Origin of the sequence: Leifsonia sp. EB41 (assembly GCF_041262565.1) — a bacterium.
In the GTDB taxonomy this organism is placed as follows: Bacteria; Actinomycetota; Actinomycetes; order Actinomycetales; family Microbacteriaceae; genus Leifsonia.
Genome location: NZ_JBGCCJ010000001.1, coordinates 1,250,609 through 1,267,448, shown reverse-complemented (window position 1 = coordinate 1,267,448; position 16,840 = coordinate 1,250,609). Strand labels below are relative to the sequence as shown.

General features: G+C 67.8%; 17 protein-coding genes, 1 tRNA gene and 1 pseudogene. 8 read left to right on the top strand and 11 right to left on the bottom strand.

Annotated elements, in window-relative coordinates:
* Positions 1 to 70: 70 nt before the first annotated feature.
* Complete coding sequence (locus ABH923_RS06200) at positions 71 to 613, top strand: hypothetical protein (protein WP_370054481.1); 543 nt, start codon at positions 71 to 73, stop codon at positions 611 to 613.
* A gap of 44 nt (positions 614 to 657) precedes the next feature.
* Here the strand turns inward: ABH923_RS06200 and ABH923_RS06195 are convergent, their stop codons facing one another.
* Positions 658 to 1,011, bottom strand: a complete 354-nt coding sequence (locus ABH923_RS06195) for a hypothetical protein (RefSeq protein ID WP_370054480.1) — start codon at positions 1,009 to 1,011, stop codon at positions 658 to 660.
* Between the two features lie 699 nt (positions 1,012 to 1,710).
* Here ABH923_RS06195 and ABH923_RS06190 point away from each other — a divergent pair.
* Together ABH923_RS06190 and ABH923_RS06185 are read left to right on the top strand one after the other, a co-directional pair.
* A complete protein-coding gene (locus ABH923_RS06190; RefSeq protein ID WP_370054479.1) occupies positions 1,711 to 2,745 on the top strand; it encodes a hypothetical protein in 1,035 nt (344 codons plus the stop codon).
* 179 nt (positions 2,746 to 2,924) lie between these two features.
* A pseudogene (locus ABH923_RS06185) lies at positions 2,925 to 3,194 on the top strand (tyrosine-type recombinase/integrase); the annotation flags it as partial.
* Between the two features lie 9 nt (positions 3,195 to 3,203).
* Here the strand turns inward: ABH923_RS06185 and ABH923_RS06180 are convergent.
* Positions 3,204 to 3,276: transfer RNA gene (locus ABH923_RS06180), tRNA-Lys, on the bottom strand.
* A gap of 57 nt (positions 3,277 to 3,333) precedes the next feature.
* Here ABH923_RS06180 and ABH923_RS06175 point away from each other — a divergent pair.
* The 3 genes from ABH923_RS06175 to ABH923_RS06165 all read left to right on the top strand — a co-directional run bounded on the left by ABH923_RS06175 (position 3,334) and on the right by ABH923_RS06165 (position 5,564).
* Positions 3,334 to 3,963 (top strand): DNA-directed RNA polymerase subunit beta, encoded by a 630-nt coding sequence (locus ABH923_RS06175; RefSeq protein WP_179605128.1) that lies wholly within the window; start codon positions 3,334 to 3,336, stop codon positions 3,961 to 3,963.
* 264 nt (positions 3,964 to 4,227) lie between these two features.
* Positions 4,228 to 4,791, top strand: coding sequence for an ECF RNA polymerase sigma factor SigK (gene sigK / locus ABH923_RS06170; protein ID WP_370057310.1), 564 nt, complete (start codon positions 4,228 to 4,230; stop codon positions 4,789 to 4,791).
* Complete coding sequence (locus ABH923_RS06165; protein ID WP_370054478.1) at positions 4,788 to 5,564, top strand: anti-sigma factor domain-containing protein; 777 nt, start codon at positions 4,788 to 4,790, stop codon at positions 5,562 to 5,564. The genes sigK and ABH923_RS06165 overlap by 4 nt, the downstream gene beginning before the upstream one ends.
* 81 nt (positions 5,565 to 5,645) lie before the next feature.
* On the opposite strand, the gene pstB is transcribed toward ABH923_RS06165, so the two are convergent.
* From pstB to ABH923_RS06120, 9 genes are all read right to left on the bottom strand, one after another.
* The gene (pstB, locus tag ABH923_RS06160; RefSeq protein WP_370054477.1) at positions 5,646 to 6,425 is read right to left on the bottom strand and encodes a phosphate ABC transporter ATP-binding protein PstB; all 780 of its coding nucleotides are present in this window, start codon (positions 6,423 to 6,425) and stop codon (positions 5,646 to 5,648) included.
* A 48-nt stretch (positions 6,426 to 6,473) separates the two neighbouring features.
* On the bottom strand, positions 6,474 to 7,571 hold the full coding sequence (pstA, locus tag ABH923_RS06155) for a phosphate ABC transporter permease PstA (protein WP_370054476.1): 1,098 nt from the start codon (positions 7,569 to 7,571) through the stop codon (positions 6,474 to 6,476).
* Positions 7,571 to 8,518 carry a phosphate ABC transporter permease subunit PstC gene (gene pstC / locus ABH923_RS06150; RefSeq protein WP_370054475.1) on the bottom strand — a complete coding sequence of 316 codons (948 nt, stop codon included), beginning with the start codon at positions 8,516 to 8,518 and terminating at the stop codon, positions 7,571 to 7,573. The genes pstA and pstC overlap by 1 nt, the downstream gene beginning before the upstream one ends.
* 93 nt (positions 8,519 to 8,611) lie before the next feature.
* Positions 8,612 to 9,706: a phosphate ABC transporter substrate-binding protein PstS gene (gene pstS / locus ABH923_RS06145; RefSeq protein WP_370054474.1), complete on the bottom strand. Its 1,095-nt coding sequence runs from the start codon at positions 9,704 to 9,706 to the stop codon at positions 8,612 to 8,614.
* A gap of 163 nt (positions 9,707 to 9,869) precedes the next feature.
* Positions 9,870 to 10,730 carry a L,D-transpeptidase gene (locus ABH923_RS06140; protein ID WP_370054473.1) on the bottom strand — a complete coding sequence of 287 codons (861 nt, stop codon included), beginning with the start codon at positions 10,728 to 10,730 and terminating at the stop codon, positions 9,870 to 9,872.
* 104 nt (positions 10,731 to 10,834) lie between these two features.
* Complete coding sequence (locus tag ABH923_RS06135) at positions 10,835 to 11,617, bottom strand: hypothetical protein (RefSeq protein WP_370054472.1); 783 nt, start codon at positions 11,615 to 11,617, stop codon at positions 10,835 to 10,837.
* A gap of 95 nt (positions 11,618 to 11,712) precedes the next feature.
* Positions 11,713 to 12,651: an NUDIX domain-containing protein gene (locus tag ABH923_RS06130; RefSeq protein WP_370054471.1), complete on the bottom strand. Its 939-nt coding sequence runs from the start codon at positions 12,649 to 12,651 to the stop codon at positions 11,713 to 11,715.
* Complete coding sequence (locus ABH923_RS06125; protein WP_370054470.1) at positions 12,648 to 14,861, bottom strand: RNA degradosome polyphosphate kinase; 2,214 nt, start codon at positions 14,859 to 14,861, stop codon at positions 12,648 to 12,650. Before ABH923_RS06125 ends, ABH923_RS06130 begins: the two co-directional genes overlap by 4 nt.
* 108 nt (positions 14,862 to 14,969) lie before the next feature.
* The gene (locus tag ABH923_RS06120; RefSeq protein ID WP_370054469.1) at positions 14,970 to 15,662 is read right to left on the bottom strand and encodes a winged helix-turn-helix domain-containing protein; all 693 of its coding nucleotides are present in this window, start codon (positions 15,660 to 15,662) and stop codon (positions 14,970 to 14,972) included.
* A gap of 112 nt (positions 15,663 to 15,774) precedes the next feature.
* Between ABH923_RS06120 and ABH923_RS06115 the strand changes: the two genes are divergently transcribed.
* A complete protein-coding gene (locus ABH923_RS06115; protein WP_370054468.1) occupies positions 15,775 to 16,116 on the top strand; it encodes a hypothetical protein in 342 nt (113 codons plus the stop codon).
* Between the two features lie 126 nt (positions 16,117 to 16,242).
* On the top strand, positions 16,243 to 16,839 hold the full coding sequence (locus ABH923_RS06110) for an FABP family protein (protein ID WP_370054467.1): 597 nt from the start codon (positions 16,243 to 16,245) through the stop codon (positions 16,837 to 16,839).
* Position 16,840 lies beyond the last annotated feature (1 nt).

The window sequence follows — 16,840 nt, the reverse complement described above, 5'->3', positions numbered from 1 at the left end:
CCCTTGGGCGCCGCATTTTGCCGCATTGGACCTCCACGCTGTGCGACGAATGGCCCACTAATCTAGCGGCATGTCCAACAACTCCGAAGAAAGCGCCGAGGGAATTCTCGACGAGCTCGGAACGGAGTGGGTGGCTACTGAGGACGTGATCATCGACATCAGAGGTTGGCGCAATAGGAAGCGACGAACCCCGGTGAACTTCCTCGATTGGACGATCAATGGTGTCGCCCTGCGCTCTCATCTCCGATTGCATGACGGCAGCGTTGCCGACGAGCGAACTCAGATGGTTCGTGGGACGGAGGGGCACCCGTATCCAGTGGAGAGCCTGCGCGCCTTGCTCGATGGGTATCAGCCGAACGACGAGGCTTGGGTGCGCTTTGCAGACAGTCGTACGGCGATCCTCTACTGCTCTCAGTGCGGAGATTTGAACTGTGCAACCATCAGCGCGCGTATCGATTTTGAGAACACGAAGGTCCGGTGGTCAAGCGTGGCCTATCAAACAGGACTGAGTGAGAAACCCGATTTCGAAGAGTTCGAGCCCGTCACGTTCACGTTTGCACGGAGGGCCTACGAAACGACGATCCGCGAACAGCTCCGGCACTGGGGCGGCTAGCCGAAAACGATGGCGACATCCGAGAAGCGTCCGCAATTCCATCTCTAGGACTTCGCGGTGTAGTCCCGAGACCGCTTGCTTAGCCCCTGCCGGCTCAGCCCCGTTCGCGCCGACAACGAGCTCCAGCTTTCGGCAACGATCAACTCGTCGCGTTCGCGAATTGCGGTGTCCTGTTCGCGGCGCAGTCGCTCCATGGTTCGCGAGACCTCACCAAGTCGTTGGAGGGCGTCGTCGCGCGTGCCCCATTTGGCCTGGAACTCCAACATCGCGTCGGCGGCGTGCCGCTGTGCGGCCTCCCGCTCGCGGTCTTCAGCGTGCCGTGTGGTGGCGGCGTCGTGCGCTTGGCGCTGCCGCGCGTAGGACGCTTCGCGCCGGCTCGCCTTGCCCCGATTTGCCATGCAACCTGGTTTACACGCGACCCCTGTCATTCATTGGGCTGCCGAAGGGGCTCACTTAAAGTGCCTGGGTGCATTGCATTTATTGCATTTCCGTCTTTGTGTATCGGGACTTCGTCTTCTTGGTTTGGCCTTCCCTCGTTGGTTTGTGTCCTTGCTTCCTTCTTGGTGTTCTAGCTCTGTCGGTCATGCTTTCCTTTTCGGGTTGCTTTAGCCCGTTGAGCATGCCATCTACTCCAATGCGCCGTGTGCTTCGCTCCCGTTGAACACTGTTCGGAACCGCTAGGTTCAGCACATGGACGTCGAAGACCCCGGGAGTACCTCCGCGGTGATGCCCGGAGGGGTGGTAGCGTCCCGATGGGTCGAAGGGTCTGGGCCGTAGTAGTTCTGTTTCCCGCGATGATTCTCTCCGCGCTGCTTGGCTACGCAGGTCCTGGGCGGGTTGCTCGACAGCAACTGGATAGCTTGGTCGATCGCACTCCTGTATCTCGCAGGAGTGGCGGTGTACTTCATCGTCGACTACGCGAAAAAGAACCAGCGAACTGCTCGCTCAACCCCAGAGCGAATCAACCGTTGGTTTGCAAAGATGGTCACGCAAGTCTTGGCGACGACGACAAACACCGAGGGGGCTCGACAGTGCCGACGTATCAAACCCGCTTGCACTGGTGGCAGCGTCTGCTCGTCCTGGTCCCTTTATTGATCGTGGCCGTGATCGCTGCGACTGCAGTCATCGGACTCAGCTTCGAAAGCGAGGCTAGGTCCTGGCTGTTCGTGCTCGGGGCGACGATCGGAAACGTCGTTTTCGTGTCGGTCATCGCGGCGAGCTACCTGTCCTCCAGGTGGAGGGCAGACTGTAGATGGGAGGCGGTACTTAAGATCGAGCCGCAAGCGCGCCTCCACGCAATGGTCTTGGACGCGCCGACGTCTGTGAGCCTCTGGAGGCTCGGCGCGCTCGACAGCACATTGTCGGTGGCGAAATTCCACGGCATGCGCCCTGCGTTGACGGCGGCGTTTTCGCAGCGAGGAATGCGAATCTACGCAGGAGTCAGAGACCCGCGCGTGGTCGCAGACATCCCGTGGGGCCAGGTCGATTCTGTGAGCACGGAACGGGTGCGTCGCAACGGACTCAAGCGTTCATCCGTGCTGCGCATTCGACTCAACGCACCCGGTGACGAGCCGGAACTGTTCTTCACCGTCGGTTCGTCAGGTTGGAAGGCAATCGCCTCCGAGAAGGATTTGGTTGATCTCTGCCTGGCCATTCAGCTACACATACGTGCTGCGAAACGGCGTGGGCCAAGAGACGACCTCGCAGGACCGGCACTGCACCGGGTTCCGTTCGGCACCGTAGTGGCTGCGAATGTCGGGTACGGAGCGAGGACCTACTTCAACCGCGATCAAGCCCTCATCGGAATCCTTGGCTGCATTTACGTAACGGGGTGGGTCAACAGCTCGCTCGTCTTCCTAACACGCCATCTTTCGCCATTCGTCACAGGCTTCGCCGCGTCTTACTCCAACGTGTTCCTTTTCGGCTTGATACTCCTACTGGCGCGAAGGGCGTATGTGAGCGCCTTCTACCGTGAAACACGAGGCGGCTACACGACTCTGCGCTGGCTGGCCGGTGACATCCCGCAGGTTGATGAAGTGAGTGGCCGGGTCGTGCGCATGGCCGGCCAGCGCCTCCTTTCCAAGGACGAGGAGGAGGCCGACTTCTCAAGGGTGAGATCCAAGACTCCTTGAGCCAGTCTTAACGCGGCGCCCACTGGGCTTGGAACCGACGGGAGCGCGGAAGGGTGCGTCATCAGTTGGTGCCCCACCCAAGGCATCCTCGCGCGCTGAGCGACCGAGTCAAGGGTGCAGCTCCGCTGCATCGCGAAGCGACCAAAGCGGCCGACTCTCTCGCCGACAACCATCCCGACCTGCTGCGCCCGACCGTCCACGACCTCCGCCATACGGCCGCGAGCTTGGCCAGCTCGGCGGGAGCCAACGTAAAGGCAGTCCAACGGAAGCTCGGCCACGCCTCCGCCGCGATGACCCTCGACGTCTACGCCGACCTCTTCGACGATGACCTGGATGCCGTTGGGGACGCATTGAGCCGTCTTGGCTCTCCAGAGGTTGCGGGCAAAATGTGGGCAAATCCCGAAATCGCGGCTTCCGAAACTGCCGCCGATGGGCTTGAATCCCTGTGATCCACTGGGTGGGCCCCGTGGGGCTCGAACCCACGACCCGCGGATTAAAAGTCCGATGCTCTACCGACTGAGCTAGAGGCCCTCGCCCTCTAATCTAGCGTGGATTCCGCACCTCCCCGTGCCGGGGCAGAATGGGGGGATGCCGGACCGCTATCACAAGCCAACGCTGTTTCCCGGGGGGATGTTCGAGGCCTTTCTCGGTGGGGACGATCCCGCGCAGATAAGCAAAGTCGCCCACGAGACCGCCCAGGCGCTGCTCGCGCGCGTCCGTGAGGACCCCGATCCGGAGATCGTGGACCGGCTCGTCGCCTACACCGACGAGCACGGCATCGACGCGATCGCCGAGTTGTGGGCGCGATCCAACCCCAAGAGCCTGCCGGGGGCGCTGTGGCGGATCTACCTGCTGCGGCTGCTGATCCGGCAGGACGCCGAGGGGACCGCGCTGCTGTACCAGCGCGGCACGGAGGTCATCGCCTCCATCGACCCCGTGGTCGCGGGCGCGCCGACGCCGGCCGGGCCCGGGGAGGTGACGGAGCTCGCCGATCGCATCCTGCGCGGGGTGTTCGAGGGCGACTTCGCGGTCGCGCTCGACCGGGCGGCCGCGTTCTGCCGGGTGACGGCGGCGGGATGCCTCTCCGTGGCCGACGACCGGGACGCGCTCGACCCCGAGCGGGCGAGCGAGCTGACCACGCGCGCCCTGCGTTTCACCCGCACGGCCGAGGAGCTGACCACCTGTGCGCGGCTGTGGCGCACCGACTCGCTCGACTGAGCGGAGACGCACGGAGACCACCCGTATTCCCGCCCGCCGTTCTCTCCCTGCGAACGCCACGCCGTGAAGCCCCGGGCGGCCTCCTGTATGCTTGACGAAGCCGGACCGCAGTAACCCCGGGCTCCAATACTTGCCGCTTCGAGCGGCCTCGCGCCGAGAGGCGTTCTGCGGTCCGGCTCTTTCATGCCCGTCGTGGGCTCGCTCATCGCGGCGGAAGGGATACAGTCGAAGGCGTCAGCGGCCCAGACGAGTGGAGATCGAAGAGTGGACGACGCCCCCGTGGTGGAGCAGCTCGACGACCTGCTCCTGCGTGTCGCGCAGGGCGATCAGCGTGCGTTCTCCGACCTCTACGACCACACCGCCTCCCGTGTGCTCGGCCTCATCCGGCGGGTCCTGATCGACGCCGCGCAGTCCGAGGAGGTCGCCCAGGAGGTCTTCCTGGAGGCGTGGCAATCCGCTCGGCGCTTCGATCCGAATAAGGGCAGAGCGCTCACCTGGCTCCTCACGATGGCGCACAGGAGGGCGATCGACCGCATCCGTGCGTCCCAGGCGTCGCACGACCGTGATACAGCGGTCGGCATCCGAGACCTGCCGACAGCGTTCGATGTGGTGGCGGAGACAGTGGAGGTCCGGGTCGAGCATGAGCGAGTGGAGGTGGCGATGAAGAAGTTGAGCGACGTGCAGCGCCAAGCCGTCACACTCGCCTACTTCGGAGGGCTCACCCAGAGTGAGCTCGCGGCCGAGCTGGGCATCCCACTCGGCACAGCGAAAACCCGATTGCGGGATGCGATGATACGCCTGCGCGACGAACTGGGGGTGACACCATGACCGACGAGAACCGCGATGCTGTGGACCCCGCACGCCTCGGCGCCCGCCTCGGTGCGGACGACGCCCAGGAGGCGCAGGACTTCGAGGACGTCGCCGCTCAGCTCGCGCTCGCGTCCGACCCCGTCGAACCGCCCGCAGCGCTGAAGGCCGCGCTGTTCGCTCGGATCGCCGAGACGCCGCAGCTCGCCCCGGAGGAGGAGCAGGCAGCGCAGAGCACGGCAGCGCCGGCTCCGGTGCACGCAGCGCCGAGCACGCCGGCCCTGGCCCCCGCGACAAGCCCCACTCCCGCCGAGGCCCGCGCGGCCCGTCGCTGGTTCCAGCGCCCCGGCGCGATCCTCGCCTCCGCAGCGGCCGCCGTGGTCCTCTTCATCGCCGGCGCCTTCGTCGGCGTCAGCCTCGCCGGAACCGACTCCTACCAGCAGCAGCAGTCCTCCGCGCTGGCCGCCCTGAACGCCGCCCCCGACACGCAGCGCAGCACCGCTCCCATCACCGGCGGCGGCACGGCGACGCTCGTCTGGTCGGCCCAGCTCGGCCAGTCCGCGATCGTCGCCACCGACCTCCCGCAGCTCGCCGGCGGCAAGACCTACGAGCTCTGGTACATCCGCGGCGGCGCCGCGACTCCGGCCGGCACGATGGACTCCGCCGGCCACGTCGCGACCTGGCGCGTCCTCACGGGCACGATGACGCCAGGCGACACGATCGGCATGACCGTCGAGCCCAGCGGAGGCTCGAAGCAGCCGACCACGAAGCCGATCGTCGCCATCAACTCCTGAGCCGGCCGCCGGCCGGGGGATGAGACGCAACGAGGCCCACGGGACATCCCGTGGGCCTCGTTCACGCTGTGCGGTGGAGGATCAACCGAAGCGGCCGGAGACGTAGTCCTCGGTGGCCTGCACGGTCGGGTTGGAGAAGATCATGTTGGTGTCGTTGTACTCGATGAGCTTGCCCGGCTTGCCGGTGCCCGCGATGTTGAAGAACGCGGTGCGGTCGGAGACGCGCGAGGCCTGCTGCATGTTGTGGGTGACGATCACGATCGTGTAGTCGTTCTTGAGCTCCTCGATCAGGTCCTCGATCGCGAGCGTCGAGATCGGGTCGAGAGCCGAGCACGGCTCGTCCATCAGGAGCACGTCGGGGGAGACCGCGATGGCGCGCGCGATGCACAGGCGCTGCTGCTGGCCGCCCGAGAGTCCGGAGCCGGGGAGGGCGAGGCGGTCCTTGACCTCGTTCCAGAGGTTGGCGCCCTGCAGCGACTTCTCCACCAGGTCGTCCGACTCGCTCCTCGACATCCGGCGGTTGTTGAGCTTGACGCCGGCGAGCACGTTGTCGCGGATGCTCATCGTCGGGAACGGGTTGGGGCGCTGGAAGACCATGCCCACCTGGCGGCGCACGAGCACCGGGTCGACGCCCGTGCCGTACAGGTTGTTGCCGTCGATCAGCACCTCACCGTCGACGTACGCGCCGGGGATGACCTCGTGCATGCGGTTCAGCGTGCGGAGGAAGGTCGACTTGCCGCAGCCGGACGGGCCGATGAAAGCGGTCACCGTGCGCGGCTCGATGGTGAGCGACACGCCCTCCACGGCGAGGAACTTGCTGTAGTACACGTTGAGGTCGTTGACTTCGATGCGCTTGGACACGTTTTTCCTTGTCTGCGTTTCTTCGGGTTGAAGCTGTGGAGTCCGCGGTCAGCGGCCGTACTTGGGGGCGAAGGCCTTCGCGACGATCCGGCCGATGAGGTTCAGGAGCATGACGATGATGATCAGGGTGAGCGCACCGGTCCAGGCACGGTCGATGGAGGCCTGCGCGTGCAGGCCGGCCGCCTGGGTGTACTGGGTGTACACGAACACCGGCAGGGCCATCATCCGGTCGTTGAAGAGGTCGTAGTTCATGCTCGTGGTGAAGCCGGCCACGATCAGCAGCGGCGCGGTCTCGCCGATCACGCGGGCGATGGCGAGCATCACGCCGGTGACGAGTCCCGCCACCGACGTCGGCAGCACGACCTTGAGCACGGTCAGCCACTTCGGCACGCCCAGGGCGAGGGAGGCCTCCCGCAGCTCGTTGGGGACGATCCGCAGGATCTCCTCGCTCGAACGAACGACGACCGGGATCATCAGCACGGACAGAGCCACGGACCCCATGAAGCCGTTGCGGATGGCCGGCCCGAAGAAGAGGGCGAACAGCGCGTAGGCGAACAGACCGGCGACGATCGAGGGGATGCCGGTCATGACGTCCACGAAGAAGGTGATGCCGCGGGCGAGGATCCCGCGCCCGTACTCCACCAGGTAGATCGAGGTGAGGAGGCCGATCGGCACCGAGATGACCGCCGCCATGAGCGTGATCTCCAGCGTGCCGACGATCGCGTGGAGCGCGCCGCCGCCCTCGCCGATGACGTTGCGCATCGACTCGGAGAAGAAGGTGAGGTCGAACCGCGCGAGGCCCTGGGCGACGACCGTCCAGCCGAGGGAGATCAGCGGCAGCAGCGCGATGATGAACGCCGTCGCGACGAGCGAGGTGACCAGCCGGTCCTTCGCCTTGCGGTTGCCTTCGACCAGCAGCGATGTGGTGTAGATCGCGATGTCGAAGAGCACGGTGCCGAAGAAGATCGCCCCGACGGGGTTGAAGCCCTTGGTGGCGCCGCTGGCCGCGAGCATCGCGAACACGGCGATGAGCACGGCCCAGGAGCCGACGAGCATCACCCAGGGCGTCCAACGCGGGAGCTTGCCCGCGGTGTAGGAGTTGGCGAGCGGGCGGGGCGCCGCGGTCGCGGTGGTGGTGGCGGCCATCAGTTCGCTCCAGAGAAGGCCGCACGGCGGCTGACGATGTAACGGGCGAGCATGTTGATCAGCAGGGTCACGACGAACAGCACGAGGCCGGATGCGATGAGCGCGTTGACGCCGACGCCGGTGGCCTCCGGGAACTGCAGCGCGATGTTCGCGGCGATCGTGTTGGGGCTCTGCGCCTGCAGCACGGCGAACTTGACGATCAGGGCCGGCGAGAGCACCATCGCGATCGCCAGCGTCTCGCCGAGCGCGCGGCCGAGGCCGAGCATGATCGCGGAGATGATGCCGCTGCGGGCGAAGGGGAGGACCGCCATGCGGACCATCTCCCACTTCGTGGCGCCGAGCGCCAGCGCGGCCTCCTCGTGCAAGCGCGGGGTCTGCAGGAAGATCTCGCGGCAGATCGCCGTCATGATCGGGATGACCATCACGGCGAGCACGATCGCGGCGGTGAGGATGGTGCGTCCGGTGCCGGAGATCGGCGGCGCGAAGAGCGGGAACCAGCCGAGGTACTGGCCGAGCCAGGCGTAGAAGGGCTGGACGAACGAGGAGAGCGTCGCGATGCCCCAGAGACCGAAGACGACGGACGGGACGGCGGCGAGCAGGTCGATGATGTAGCCGAGGGTCTGCGCGACCCGGCGGGGCGCATAGTGCGAGATGAAGAGGGCGATGCCGATCGACAGCGGCGTTGCGATGATCAGGGCGATGAGGGCGGCCCAGATGGTGCCGAAGACCAGCGGCCAGACCCACGCCCAGAAGTTGGTGGCGTTGTTGGGGAGCTCGCCGGCTCCGGCGCTCAGAGCAGGGATGCTCTGGATGATGAGGAAGAGCGCGACGGCGGCGAGGGTGGCGAGGATCAGCGACCCGGCCACGACGGTCGAGGTGGAGAAGACGCGGTCGCCGAGGCGGACTTTCGCTTTCGGCTTGATGGCTCCTGCGGTTCCGGCGGTCATTCGTTGCTTTCTCTCATCGGGTCCCCAGCGGGGTGAGTGTGATGCGCCGCTCGGCCTGGACCGGGGTGCGGTCCAGGCCGAGCGGCCGGGGTGTTACTTGATGCTGGCGACAGCCTTGCTGACCTTGGAGGTCAGGTCGCTCGCGAGCGGGGCCGAGCCGGCCTGGTCGGAAGCGGCCTTCTGGGCGTCGGTGCTGATGATGTAGTCGACGTAGCCCTTGACCAGGTCCGCCTTGGCGGCGTCCTTGTACTGCTGGCAGGCGACCACGTAGGAGACCAGGACCAGCGGCCAGGCACCCTTGCTGGTGTCCTTGCGGTTGATCTGGATGGCCAGGTCGTTGGTCTCGCGACCCGAGGCGATCGGGGAGGCGGCGACGACCTTGGCCGCACCGTCCGCGCTGATCTTCTCGTAGTTGTCGCCGACCTTGAGCTGCGCGATCGAGAGGCCGGCCGAGCCGGACTCGTCGATGTACGTGATCGAGTTCTTCGCGTTCTTGGTGGCGTCCGCGACACCCGAGGTGCCCTTGGCGGCGTCGCCGACCTGGAACGGGAAGGTCTGCGCCGCGGGAGCGGTCCAGACGGTCGGTGCGTTCTGCGCCAGGTAGTCGGTGAAGTTCTGGGTGGTGCCCGAGTCGTCGGAGCGGTGCACGACCGTGATCGGCGCGGACGGGAGCGTGGCGCCCGAGTTCTGCGACTTGATCTTGGCGTCGTCCCAGGTGGTGATCTTGCCCGAGAAGATGCCGGCGATCGTGTCGGCGTCGAGCTTGAGGTCCTTCACGCCGTCCACGTTGTACGCGATTGCGATCGGGGAGATGTAGACCGGGAGGTCGATGCCCTTGGCGCCCGCGGCGCAACCGGCGAACGTGCCGGCGAGCTCGGTGGTGTTGAGCGCGGCGTCGGAGCCGGCGAAGTCCGCGGCGCCCGAGATGAAGCTCTTGCGGCCGGCGCCGGAGCCCTGCGGGTCGTAGTTGACGGTGACCTTCGGGTTGGCCTGCTGGAAGCCGGCGGCCCAGACGGTCTGCGCGGCGCCCTGAGCGGACGAACCGATGCCGTTCAGCGTGCCGGAGAGGTTCGACGGCTTGGCCGTGGTGGTCGCCGGGGTGCTGCCCTCGTTCGACGCACAGGCGGTGAGGGAGATGGCGGCGGCGGCGAGGAGTGCCACGGGAACGCCAAGACGCTTCAGTTTCACAGTTGTCCCTTCCGGGGATCAGTAACAACAGGACGGGGTCGGTGCGACCCGCGTGTGACGCTATTCCCGGTGTCTGACCAGAGTCCCCCGCAGTGGTAAACGGAAGGTTAACGACCGGTGGCCTCTTGATGCGCATGCATGGGTTCGGCGGGCGTTCGTCCTGTCAGTCCTGGACCGTGATCGGCGTTCCGAGCGGCAGCCGGTCGACGGCGGCGATCGCGTCGGCGCCCAGCCGGACGCATCCGTGGGAGACGGCTCCGGACGCCACGTCCTGGTAGTGGATGCCGATCAGGCCGCCGTCCGCTCCGCCGTAGGGCTCGTCGGCGGCCGTCGCGTGCAGGGAGGTGAGCTGGATGCGGTGGATCGCCTGGCCCTGCGCGGGATCAAGGTAGCGCGCCTGCAGATAGCCGGTCGTGCCGGTCGGCGTCGGGGTCTCGGCGGTCCCCACTCCGACGGGGAATGTCTGCTCCGCCTTCCCGTCCGCGTCGGCGATGGTGAGCGTCTGCGCCGACACGGAGACGACGACGCGGTGGGGGAGTGCGACCGAGGTTCCGAGCGCCGACGTGGGCAGCCAGGCGGCGGTCTGGGCGGGCGCGGTCGCGCCGTCGCCGGCCTGCGAGGGGAGGGTCTGGCGGCTGGCCGTGAGCACCATCGACCACGCGCCTTTCGTGGCGACGGGGACGACGACAGTCGGCTTGCCGAGGAAGTCCGTGGCGGGGATGCGCGCGACGGCGGTGGTGAAGTCCGCAGCGTAGACCGGGGTGTCGAACGCGACCGTTGACGCGTGGCTGATCCGGGGCTCCGCCGGGGCGGCGAGGAGGCCGGGGATGACCGCGTCGTACACCGCGGCCGGGAGGGCGGCGATCGCCGACGGCGTCAGCCCGGGCGGGAGGGCCGGCCCTGCGGCCTCGGGCGTCCGGGTGGCGGTCGGGGTGGTGGTCGCAGCGGGCGTGCCGGGAGCGCACGCGGACAGGGCGACGGCGGTGAGGAGTGCGGCCCCGGCCGCGGTGAGGATGCGATTCATGCTGTGCTCCGACGAGACGATGGGCTCCGAGGAGAGGGTGGGCTCCGACGACAAGCGGGGTGGACGCTGAACGCGTCCACCCCGCTGTGAGGTTCTTGCGGCTCTCAGCCGCTCACGATGGGCAGCGTGCCCGGGGTGGTGGGGGCCGGTGCCGGGGCGGGCGCCGGGGAGAGCGGGCCGGGGCCGGCAACGATGTCGTCACCGGTGACGGTGATCGTGATCGAGTTGGCCACGCCCGAGGTCTCGCCCGTGAGGGTGAACTCGATCCGACCGGCTTCGGCGGTCCCCTGCTCGAGGAAGATCGCCGCATCGACGCTCCCGCTGCGGTCGGCCTCGAATGTCATGGCGGGAAGGGTCTCGCCGTTGTAGACGGTCGACATCGTGACGGTCTCACCGGGGGTGTATCCCGCCGCGGTGATCCTGATCCCGACGTTCGGGTCGACCAGGTCGTCGGTCGAGATCGTCGTGGTGCTCGCGGAGATGCCCTGCGGCGCGCGGACGTCGAGGACGATCGTGTTGGACGTGTCGCCGTCGGTCGAGGTGGCCTGAACGGTGACGTCCTCGCCGGCCGCGGGCAGCGGGAGGCTGGCGGACGGCGTGAAGACCTCGCTCGCGAAGGCGCCGGTGGCGTCCGCCGTGACGTCCTGCTGGCCCAGGACGGCCGCGCCGTCGGTGTAGCTCACGGTGATGGTGACGGTGGTGTCGGCCGTGAAGCCGGAACCCGAGACGTCGAGACCGGTGCCCCAGTCGCCGGCCGTGAAGGTCGAGTTCGCGAGCGTGATGTCGCCGGTGGCGGCGTTCGCCGGCACGGCGACGAAGAGCCCGCCGATGACGGCGGCCGCTGCTGCGGCGCCGAGCGTCAGGCGCGTGCGAGTGGTAGAGAGCATGCTTCCCCTTGGTTGGTACGGCCGTCCCGACTGGGACGATCGTGCCAATCTAGCGTCACACCCTGAGGAATCTCAAATAAACATCAGTATTTCACTTAGTCCACTGGCGGTGCGTACGTCTCGATGGAGACGATGCCCGACGCCGGGTTGGTCGCCGAGAGGTGCACGACCGAGAACCCGCCGGTCTCGAGGTCGGCTGCGTCGGTGAGGTAACCGCCCGGCATCGTGCCGGTGGCCAGCGCGATCTCGCGCAGGATCTCGGGCAGGACCGGTCCGTGGCTGCAGAGCACCGCGGTCTTGCGTGAGCGCACCCGCTTGCCGATGATCGTGCGGACGTCGCCGTCGCCGTCCTCGTAGGCGTCCTGGCTGATGCCGGGCTCACGGCGCGGCTTGACGCCGGTCGCGGCGGCGAGCGGGGCGACCGTCGCGACGCAGCGCACGGCGTCGCTGGTGACGATGCGCCGCGGCTGCCACGCGAGCAGGCTCGGCACAGCGCCGGCCGCCTGCTTGACTCCGCGCTCGGTGAGCGGCCGGGAGGCGTCGGAGCCGGCCCACGCGCCGCGTGGCTCTGCCTTGCCGTGACGGAGCGCGATGAGCGCGAATGTCGAGGTGACGCCCTGGCGCACCAGTGCCTCGAACGCGTCGATGATCTCCACGTCGCGCTCGTAGGTGAGGTAGCTGCGGGCCTTCTTCAGCGTGACCCACTCGATCGCCGCGATCTCGGTGTTCGGGACGAACGTGGAGCGCTCGATCGCGTGGTCGACGACCTCCGCGGCCCAGTAGTGGACGATCTTCTCCCGCCCTGAGGTCAGCGGGTACGACGAGACGCCGAGCGGGACGCCGAGCGTCACGTCGAGCCCGGTCTCCTCCAGGATCTCGCGCACGGCCGTCTGCGGAAGCGTCTCGCCCGGGTCGACCTTGCCCTTCGGGATCGTCACGTCGCCGTACTTGGTGCGGTGCACGACGAGCACCACGATCTTCTCGTCCACGACGCGCCAGCAGAGGGCGCCCGCGGCGTAGACGGCGAGGCTCACCGCCTCGAACCCGTGCGGGACGTACGCGGACGGTGCGCGGCCTGCTGCTGCAGCTTGGTCTGGAGGTCGGTGAGCGGCGCGCCGTTCTCGTCCAGGTGGTGCCGGGTCCAGACGCCGTCCTCCGCGAGCGTCCATGCCGCCGTGCGCTCGTCGAACGCGAGATCGAACAGGCGGCCGAGCTCGGCGAGGTGCTCCGGATCGGCCAGGCGCACCAGCGCCTCGACGCGGCGGTCGAGGTTGCGGTGCATCATGTCGGCGCTGCCGATGTAGACGTGCGGGTCGCCGTCGTTCACGAACGAGAAGACGCGCGAATGCTCCAGGTAGCGGCCGAGCACCGAGCGCACCCGGATGTTCTCGGAGAGCCCTTCGCGCCCCGGGACGAGGCCGCAGATGCCGCGGACCCAGAGTTCGACCGGCACACCGGCCTGGCTGGCGCGGTAGAGCGCGTCGATGATCGCCTCGTCCACGATCGAGTTGAGCTTGATGCGGATACCGGACGGCTTGCCCGCCGCCGCGTTGGCCGCCTCGGTGTCGATGCGCTTGAGCAGACCCTTGCGGAGGTGCAGCGGCGCGACCAGGAGACGCTTGAACTTCTTCTCGATCGCGTAGCCGGACAGCTCGTTGAAGAGGCGGGTGAGGTCCTTGCCCACCTGGTCGTCGGCCGTCAGCAGGCCGAGGTCCTCGTAGATCCGGGAGGTCTTGGGGTTGTAGTTGCCCGTGCCGATGTGGCTGTAGTGCTTGAGGACGCCCTTCTCCTCGCGGATGACGAGCGCGAGCTTGCAGTGCGTCTTGAGCCCGACGAGGCCGTAGACGACGTGCACGCCGGCCTTCTCGAGCTTGCGCGCCCAGGAGATGTTGTTCTGCTCGTCGAAGCGCGCCTTGATCTCGACCAGCGCCAGCACCTGCTTGCCGGACTCCGCCGCGTCGATGAGGGCCTCCACGATCGGGCTGTCGCCCGAGGTGCGGTAGAGGGTCTGCTTGATGGCGAGGACGTGCGGGTCGGCGGCGGCCTGCTCCAGGAACGCCTGCACGCTCGTCGCGAACGACTCGTACGGGTGGTGCAGCAGGATGTCCTGGCGCGCGACCGCCGCGAACACGTCCGGCTTCGCGTTCGGCTCGCTGGGCATCAGCTGCGGCGCCGTGGTCGGCACGTGGTTGGGGTAATGCAGGTCGGGCCGGTCGATCCGGGAGATGTCGAAGAGGCCGCCGAGGTCGAGCGGCGCTGGGAGGCGGTAGACCTCCTGCTCGGTCACGTCGAGCTCGCGGACCAGCAGCCCGAGGGTCACGTCGTCCATGTCGTCGGTGACCTCGAGCCGGATGGGCGGGCCGAACCGGCGGCGCAGCAGCTCACGCTCGAGGGCCTGGATGAGGTTCTCGGTCTCGTCCTCGTCGATCTCGACGTCCTCGTTGCGCGTCACGCGGAAGACGTGGTGGTCGAGGATCTCCATGCCGGGGAAGAGGTCGCCGAGGTGGTTGGCGATCAGGTCCTCCAGGCGCAGGAAGCGCACCTGACCGAGACCCTCGCGCGCGTCGATGCGGACGAAGCGCGGCAGCATCTGCGGCACCTTGAGGCGGGCGAACTGCTCCTTGCCCGTGCGCGAGTTGCGCACGCGGATCGAGAGGTTCAGCGACAGGCCGGAGATATAGGGGAACGGGTGCGCGGGATCGACCGCGAGCGGCATGAGCACGGGGAAGATCTGCTGCGAGAACACCTCGCGCATCTGCACCCTGTCCGCCTCGTCCAGCTCATCCCACGAGGAGACCGTGATGCCGGCCTCCTCCAGGGCGGGCAGCACCTGCTCCCGGTAGGCCTTGGCGTGCCGCACCTGCAATTCGTGGGCCTTCAGGGAGATGTCGGCCAGGACCTCCTGCGGCGCGCGGCCGATGTTCGTGGGAACGGCCAGCCCGGTGGCGATACGGCGCTTGAGCCCGGCGACCCGGACCATGAAGAACTCGTCGAGGTTGCTGGCGAAGATCGCGAGGAAGTTGGCCCGCTCCAGCACCGGCAGCAGCGGGTCCTCCGCGAGTTCGAGCACCCGCTGGTTGAACGCGAGCCAGCTCAGCTCGCGGTCGAGGTAGCGGTGGTCGGGCAGTGTCGGGTCCGGCTCGTAGATGAAGGGGGCGAAGTCATCGTCGAAGTCGCTGCCCAGGCTGCCGCTCAGCCCGTTGTCGAGTAGCCCGTTCTCCAGTGCAGTGCGCTCGCCGTCCATGCACCCATCATGGCACCGCCCGTCCGGGCAGCGGCATGGGTCCCGGTTAACTGTGGAGAAACGACGGGACGACGAGGTTCGTGGAGGAATAAGTCCGGCGGGGGACGCTCAGGGCCGCACCGATGACGGCAGCCGGTCGTTCTCGTCCTCGTACACGTTGAAGCGGTAGCCCACATTGCGGACCGTCCCGATCAGCGACTCCAGGTCGCCGAGCTTGGCCCGGAGCCTCCGCACATGGACGTCGACCGTGCGGGTGCCGCCGAAGTAGTCGTAGCCCCACACCTCGCTCAGCAGCTGTTCGCGTGTGAACACCCGCGAAGGGTGCGTGGCGAAGAACCGCAGCAGCTCGAACTCCTTGAAGGTGAGGTCGAGCACCTTGCCGTGCGCCTTGGCCGAGTAGCTCGCCTCGTCGATGGTGATGCCCGACGCCTGGATCTTCGTCTGCGAGTGCTCCTGCGTCTGCCGGCCGATCGCCAGCCGGATGCGCGCGTCCACTTCCGCCGGGCCGGCGGTGTCGAGCAGCACGTCGTTGACGCCCCAGTCGGCGCTCACCGCGGTGAGGCCGCCCTCCGTGAGCACCAGCAGCAGCGGGACGGTGATGCCGGTCGTGGTGAGGATCTTGCACAGCGACTTCGCGCTCGCCAGGTCGCGCCGGGCGTCGACCAGGATGAGGTCGCAAGCTGGCGCGTTGACCAGGGAGGCGGGCTCGGCGGGGATCTGCCGGACGCGGTGACTGAGGAGGCCGAGAGCCGGAAGCACGTCAGCGTCAGGGGCGGACGTGAGGATCAACAGCTGCGCCACCCAGTATCCTCCTCGCCCGTCTTCGTGCGGCAATGCTACCGGAAACGCTTACGGCGGCAGATCGCGGAGGCGAGGGGAGGCGGCCGCCGCCCGCGCACGGCACAATAGGGGGATGAGCGAGACGCCGTCCGATCCGGGCCTTCTCGGTCCTGCCGCCGCGGCGGGGCCGCCTCCCGAGCCGATGCCGCGCTCGATGGTCGTGCTGAGCGTCGGCGGGGTGTGGGCGCTCGCACTCGTGCTCGGCGTGCTCATCGCCTTTCTTGCGCGCCCGGCGCAGTACGCCTCCTGGGTGTCGCTCGCGCTCGGCGTGAGCGTGCTCGCCGCATTCGGGGCCCAGCTCGCCACGCAGCGCAAGGACGGCTTCGTCAACCGGCTGGCCACCACCTTGACCGGCAGCTTCGTCATCCTCGCCGTCATCGGCGCGATCCTCGGCCTGACCACGCTCGGACACTGATTAGACTGGCCGTATGCTCGTCGCTCTCGAACTCTTCTTCATCGGCCTGCTCGGACTGGCCACCCTCGCCATCCTCGGTGTCTCCGGCGTGGTGGTCTACAACCTCTTCCGCGGCCAGCGCTAGGCATGATCGAGCTCCCCACCGACCTTCCGGCCGAACTCGTCCCGCTCTCCTGGCTGATCGGGGTCTGGGAGGGGAGCGGCGTGGTCGACTACGCCCTCGGCGAGGAGCACACCCAGCTCGAGTTCGGCCAGCGGGTGAGCTTCAGCCACGACGGCGAGGCCTACCTCAACTACTCCGCGACCTCGTGGGTGCTCGACGAGGATCGCACCCCGCTCGCCGCGGAGACCGGCTACTGGCGGCTCAGCCGCACGTTGGTCGAGGGTGATCCGGGTCCGGCGATGCTGCCTGGTCAAGGCACTCGGCCGTTCGGCACCGCGCAGGCCGTCGAGACTCTGCGCGCCTCCAGCGGCGGCTTCGACATCGACGTGGCGATCATCCACCCGGACGGCGTCAGCGAGCTCTACATCGGCCAGGTGAACGGCCCGCGCATCGACCTGGCGACGGACGCCGTCGTGCGCACGGCCGGCGCCAAGGAGTACAGCGCGGCGACCCGGCTCTACGGGCTCGTGGAGGGCCACCTGCTGTGGGCCTGGGACATCGCTGCGCTCGGCCAGGAGTTGCGCACGCACGCCTCCGCCCGACTCGCCAAGGTGGACTGAC

Excerpts from the sequence above, each read along its gene's own strand:
- ABH923_RS06110 (WP_370054467.1), top strand. The coding sequence starts at position 16,243 with ATGATCGAGCTCCCCACCGACCTTCCGGCCGAACTCGTCCCGCTCTCC.
- ABH923_RS06115 (WP_370054468.1), top strand. The coding sequence starts at position 15,775 with ATGAGCGAGACGCCGTCCGATCCGGGCCTTCTCGGTCCTGCCGCCGCG.
- ABH923_RS06125 (WP_370054470.1), bottom strand. The coding sequence starts at position 14,861 with ATGGACGGCGAGCGCACTGCACTGGAGAACGGGCTACTCGACAACGGG.
- ABH923_RS06200 (WP_370054481.1), top strand. The coding sequence starts at position 71 with ATGTCCAACAACTCCGAAGAAAGCGCCGAGGGAATTCTCGACGAGCTC.
- ABH923_RS06175 (WP_179605128.1), top strand. The coding sequence starts at position 3,334 with ATGCCGGACCGCTATCACAAGCCAACGCTGTTTCCCGGGGGGATGTTC.
- ABH923_RS06165 (WP_370054478.1), top strand. The coding sequence starts at position 4,788 with ATGACCGACGAGAACCGCGATGCTGTGGACCCCGCACGCCTCGGCGCC.
- ABH923_RS06195 (WP_370054480.1), bottom strand. The coding sequence starts at position 1,011 with ATGGCAAATCGGGGCAAGGCGAGCCGGCGCGAAGCGTCCTACGCGCGG.
- pstC (WP_370054475.1), bottom strand. The coding sequence starts at position 8,518 with ATGACCGCCGGAACCGCAGGAGCCATCAAGCCGAAAGCGAAAGTCCGC.
- ABH923_RS06140 (WP_370054473.1), bottom strand. The coding sequence starts at position 10,730 with ATGAATCGCATCCTCACCGCGGCCGGGGCCGCACTCCTCACCGCCGTC.
- ABH923_RS06135 (WP_370054472.1), bottom strand. The coding sequence starts at position 11,617 with ATGCTCTCTACCACTCGCACGCGCCTGACGCTCGGCGCCGCAGCAGCG.
- pstA (WP_370054476.1), bottom strand. The coding sequence starts at position 7,571 with ATGGCCGCCACCACCACCGCGACCGCGGCGCCCCGCCCGCTCGCCAAC.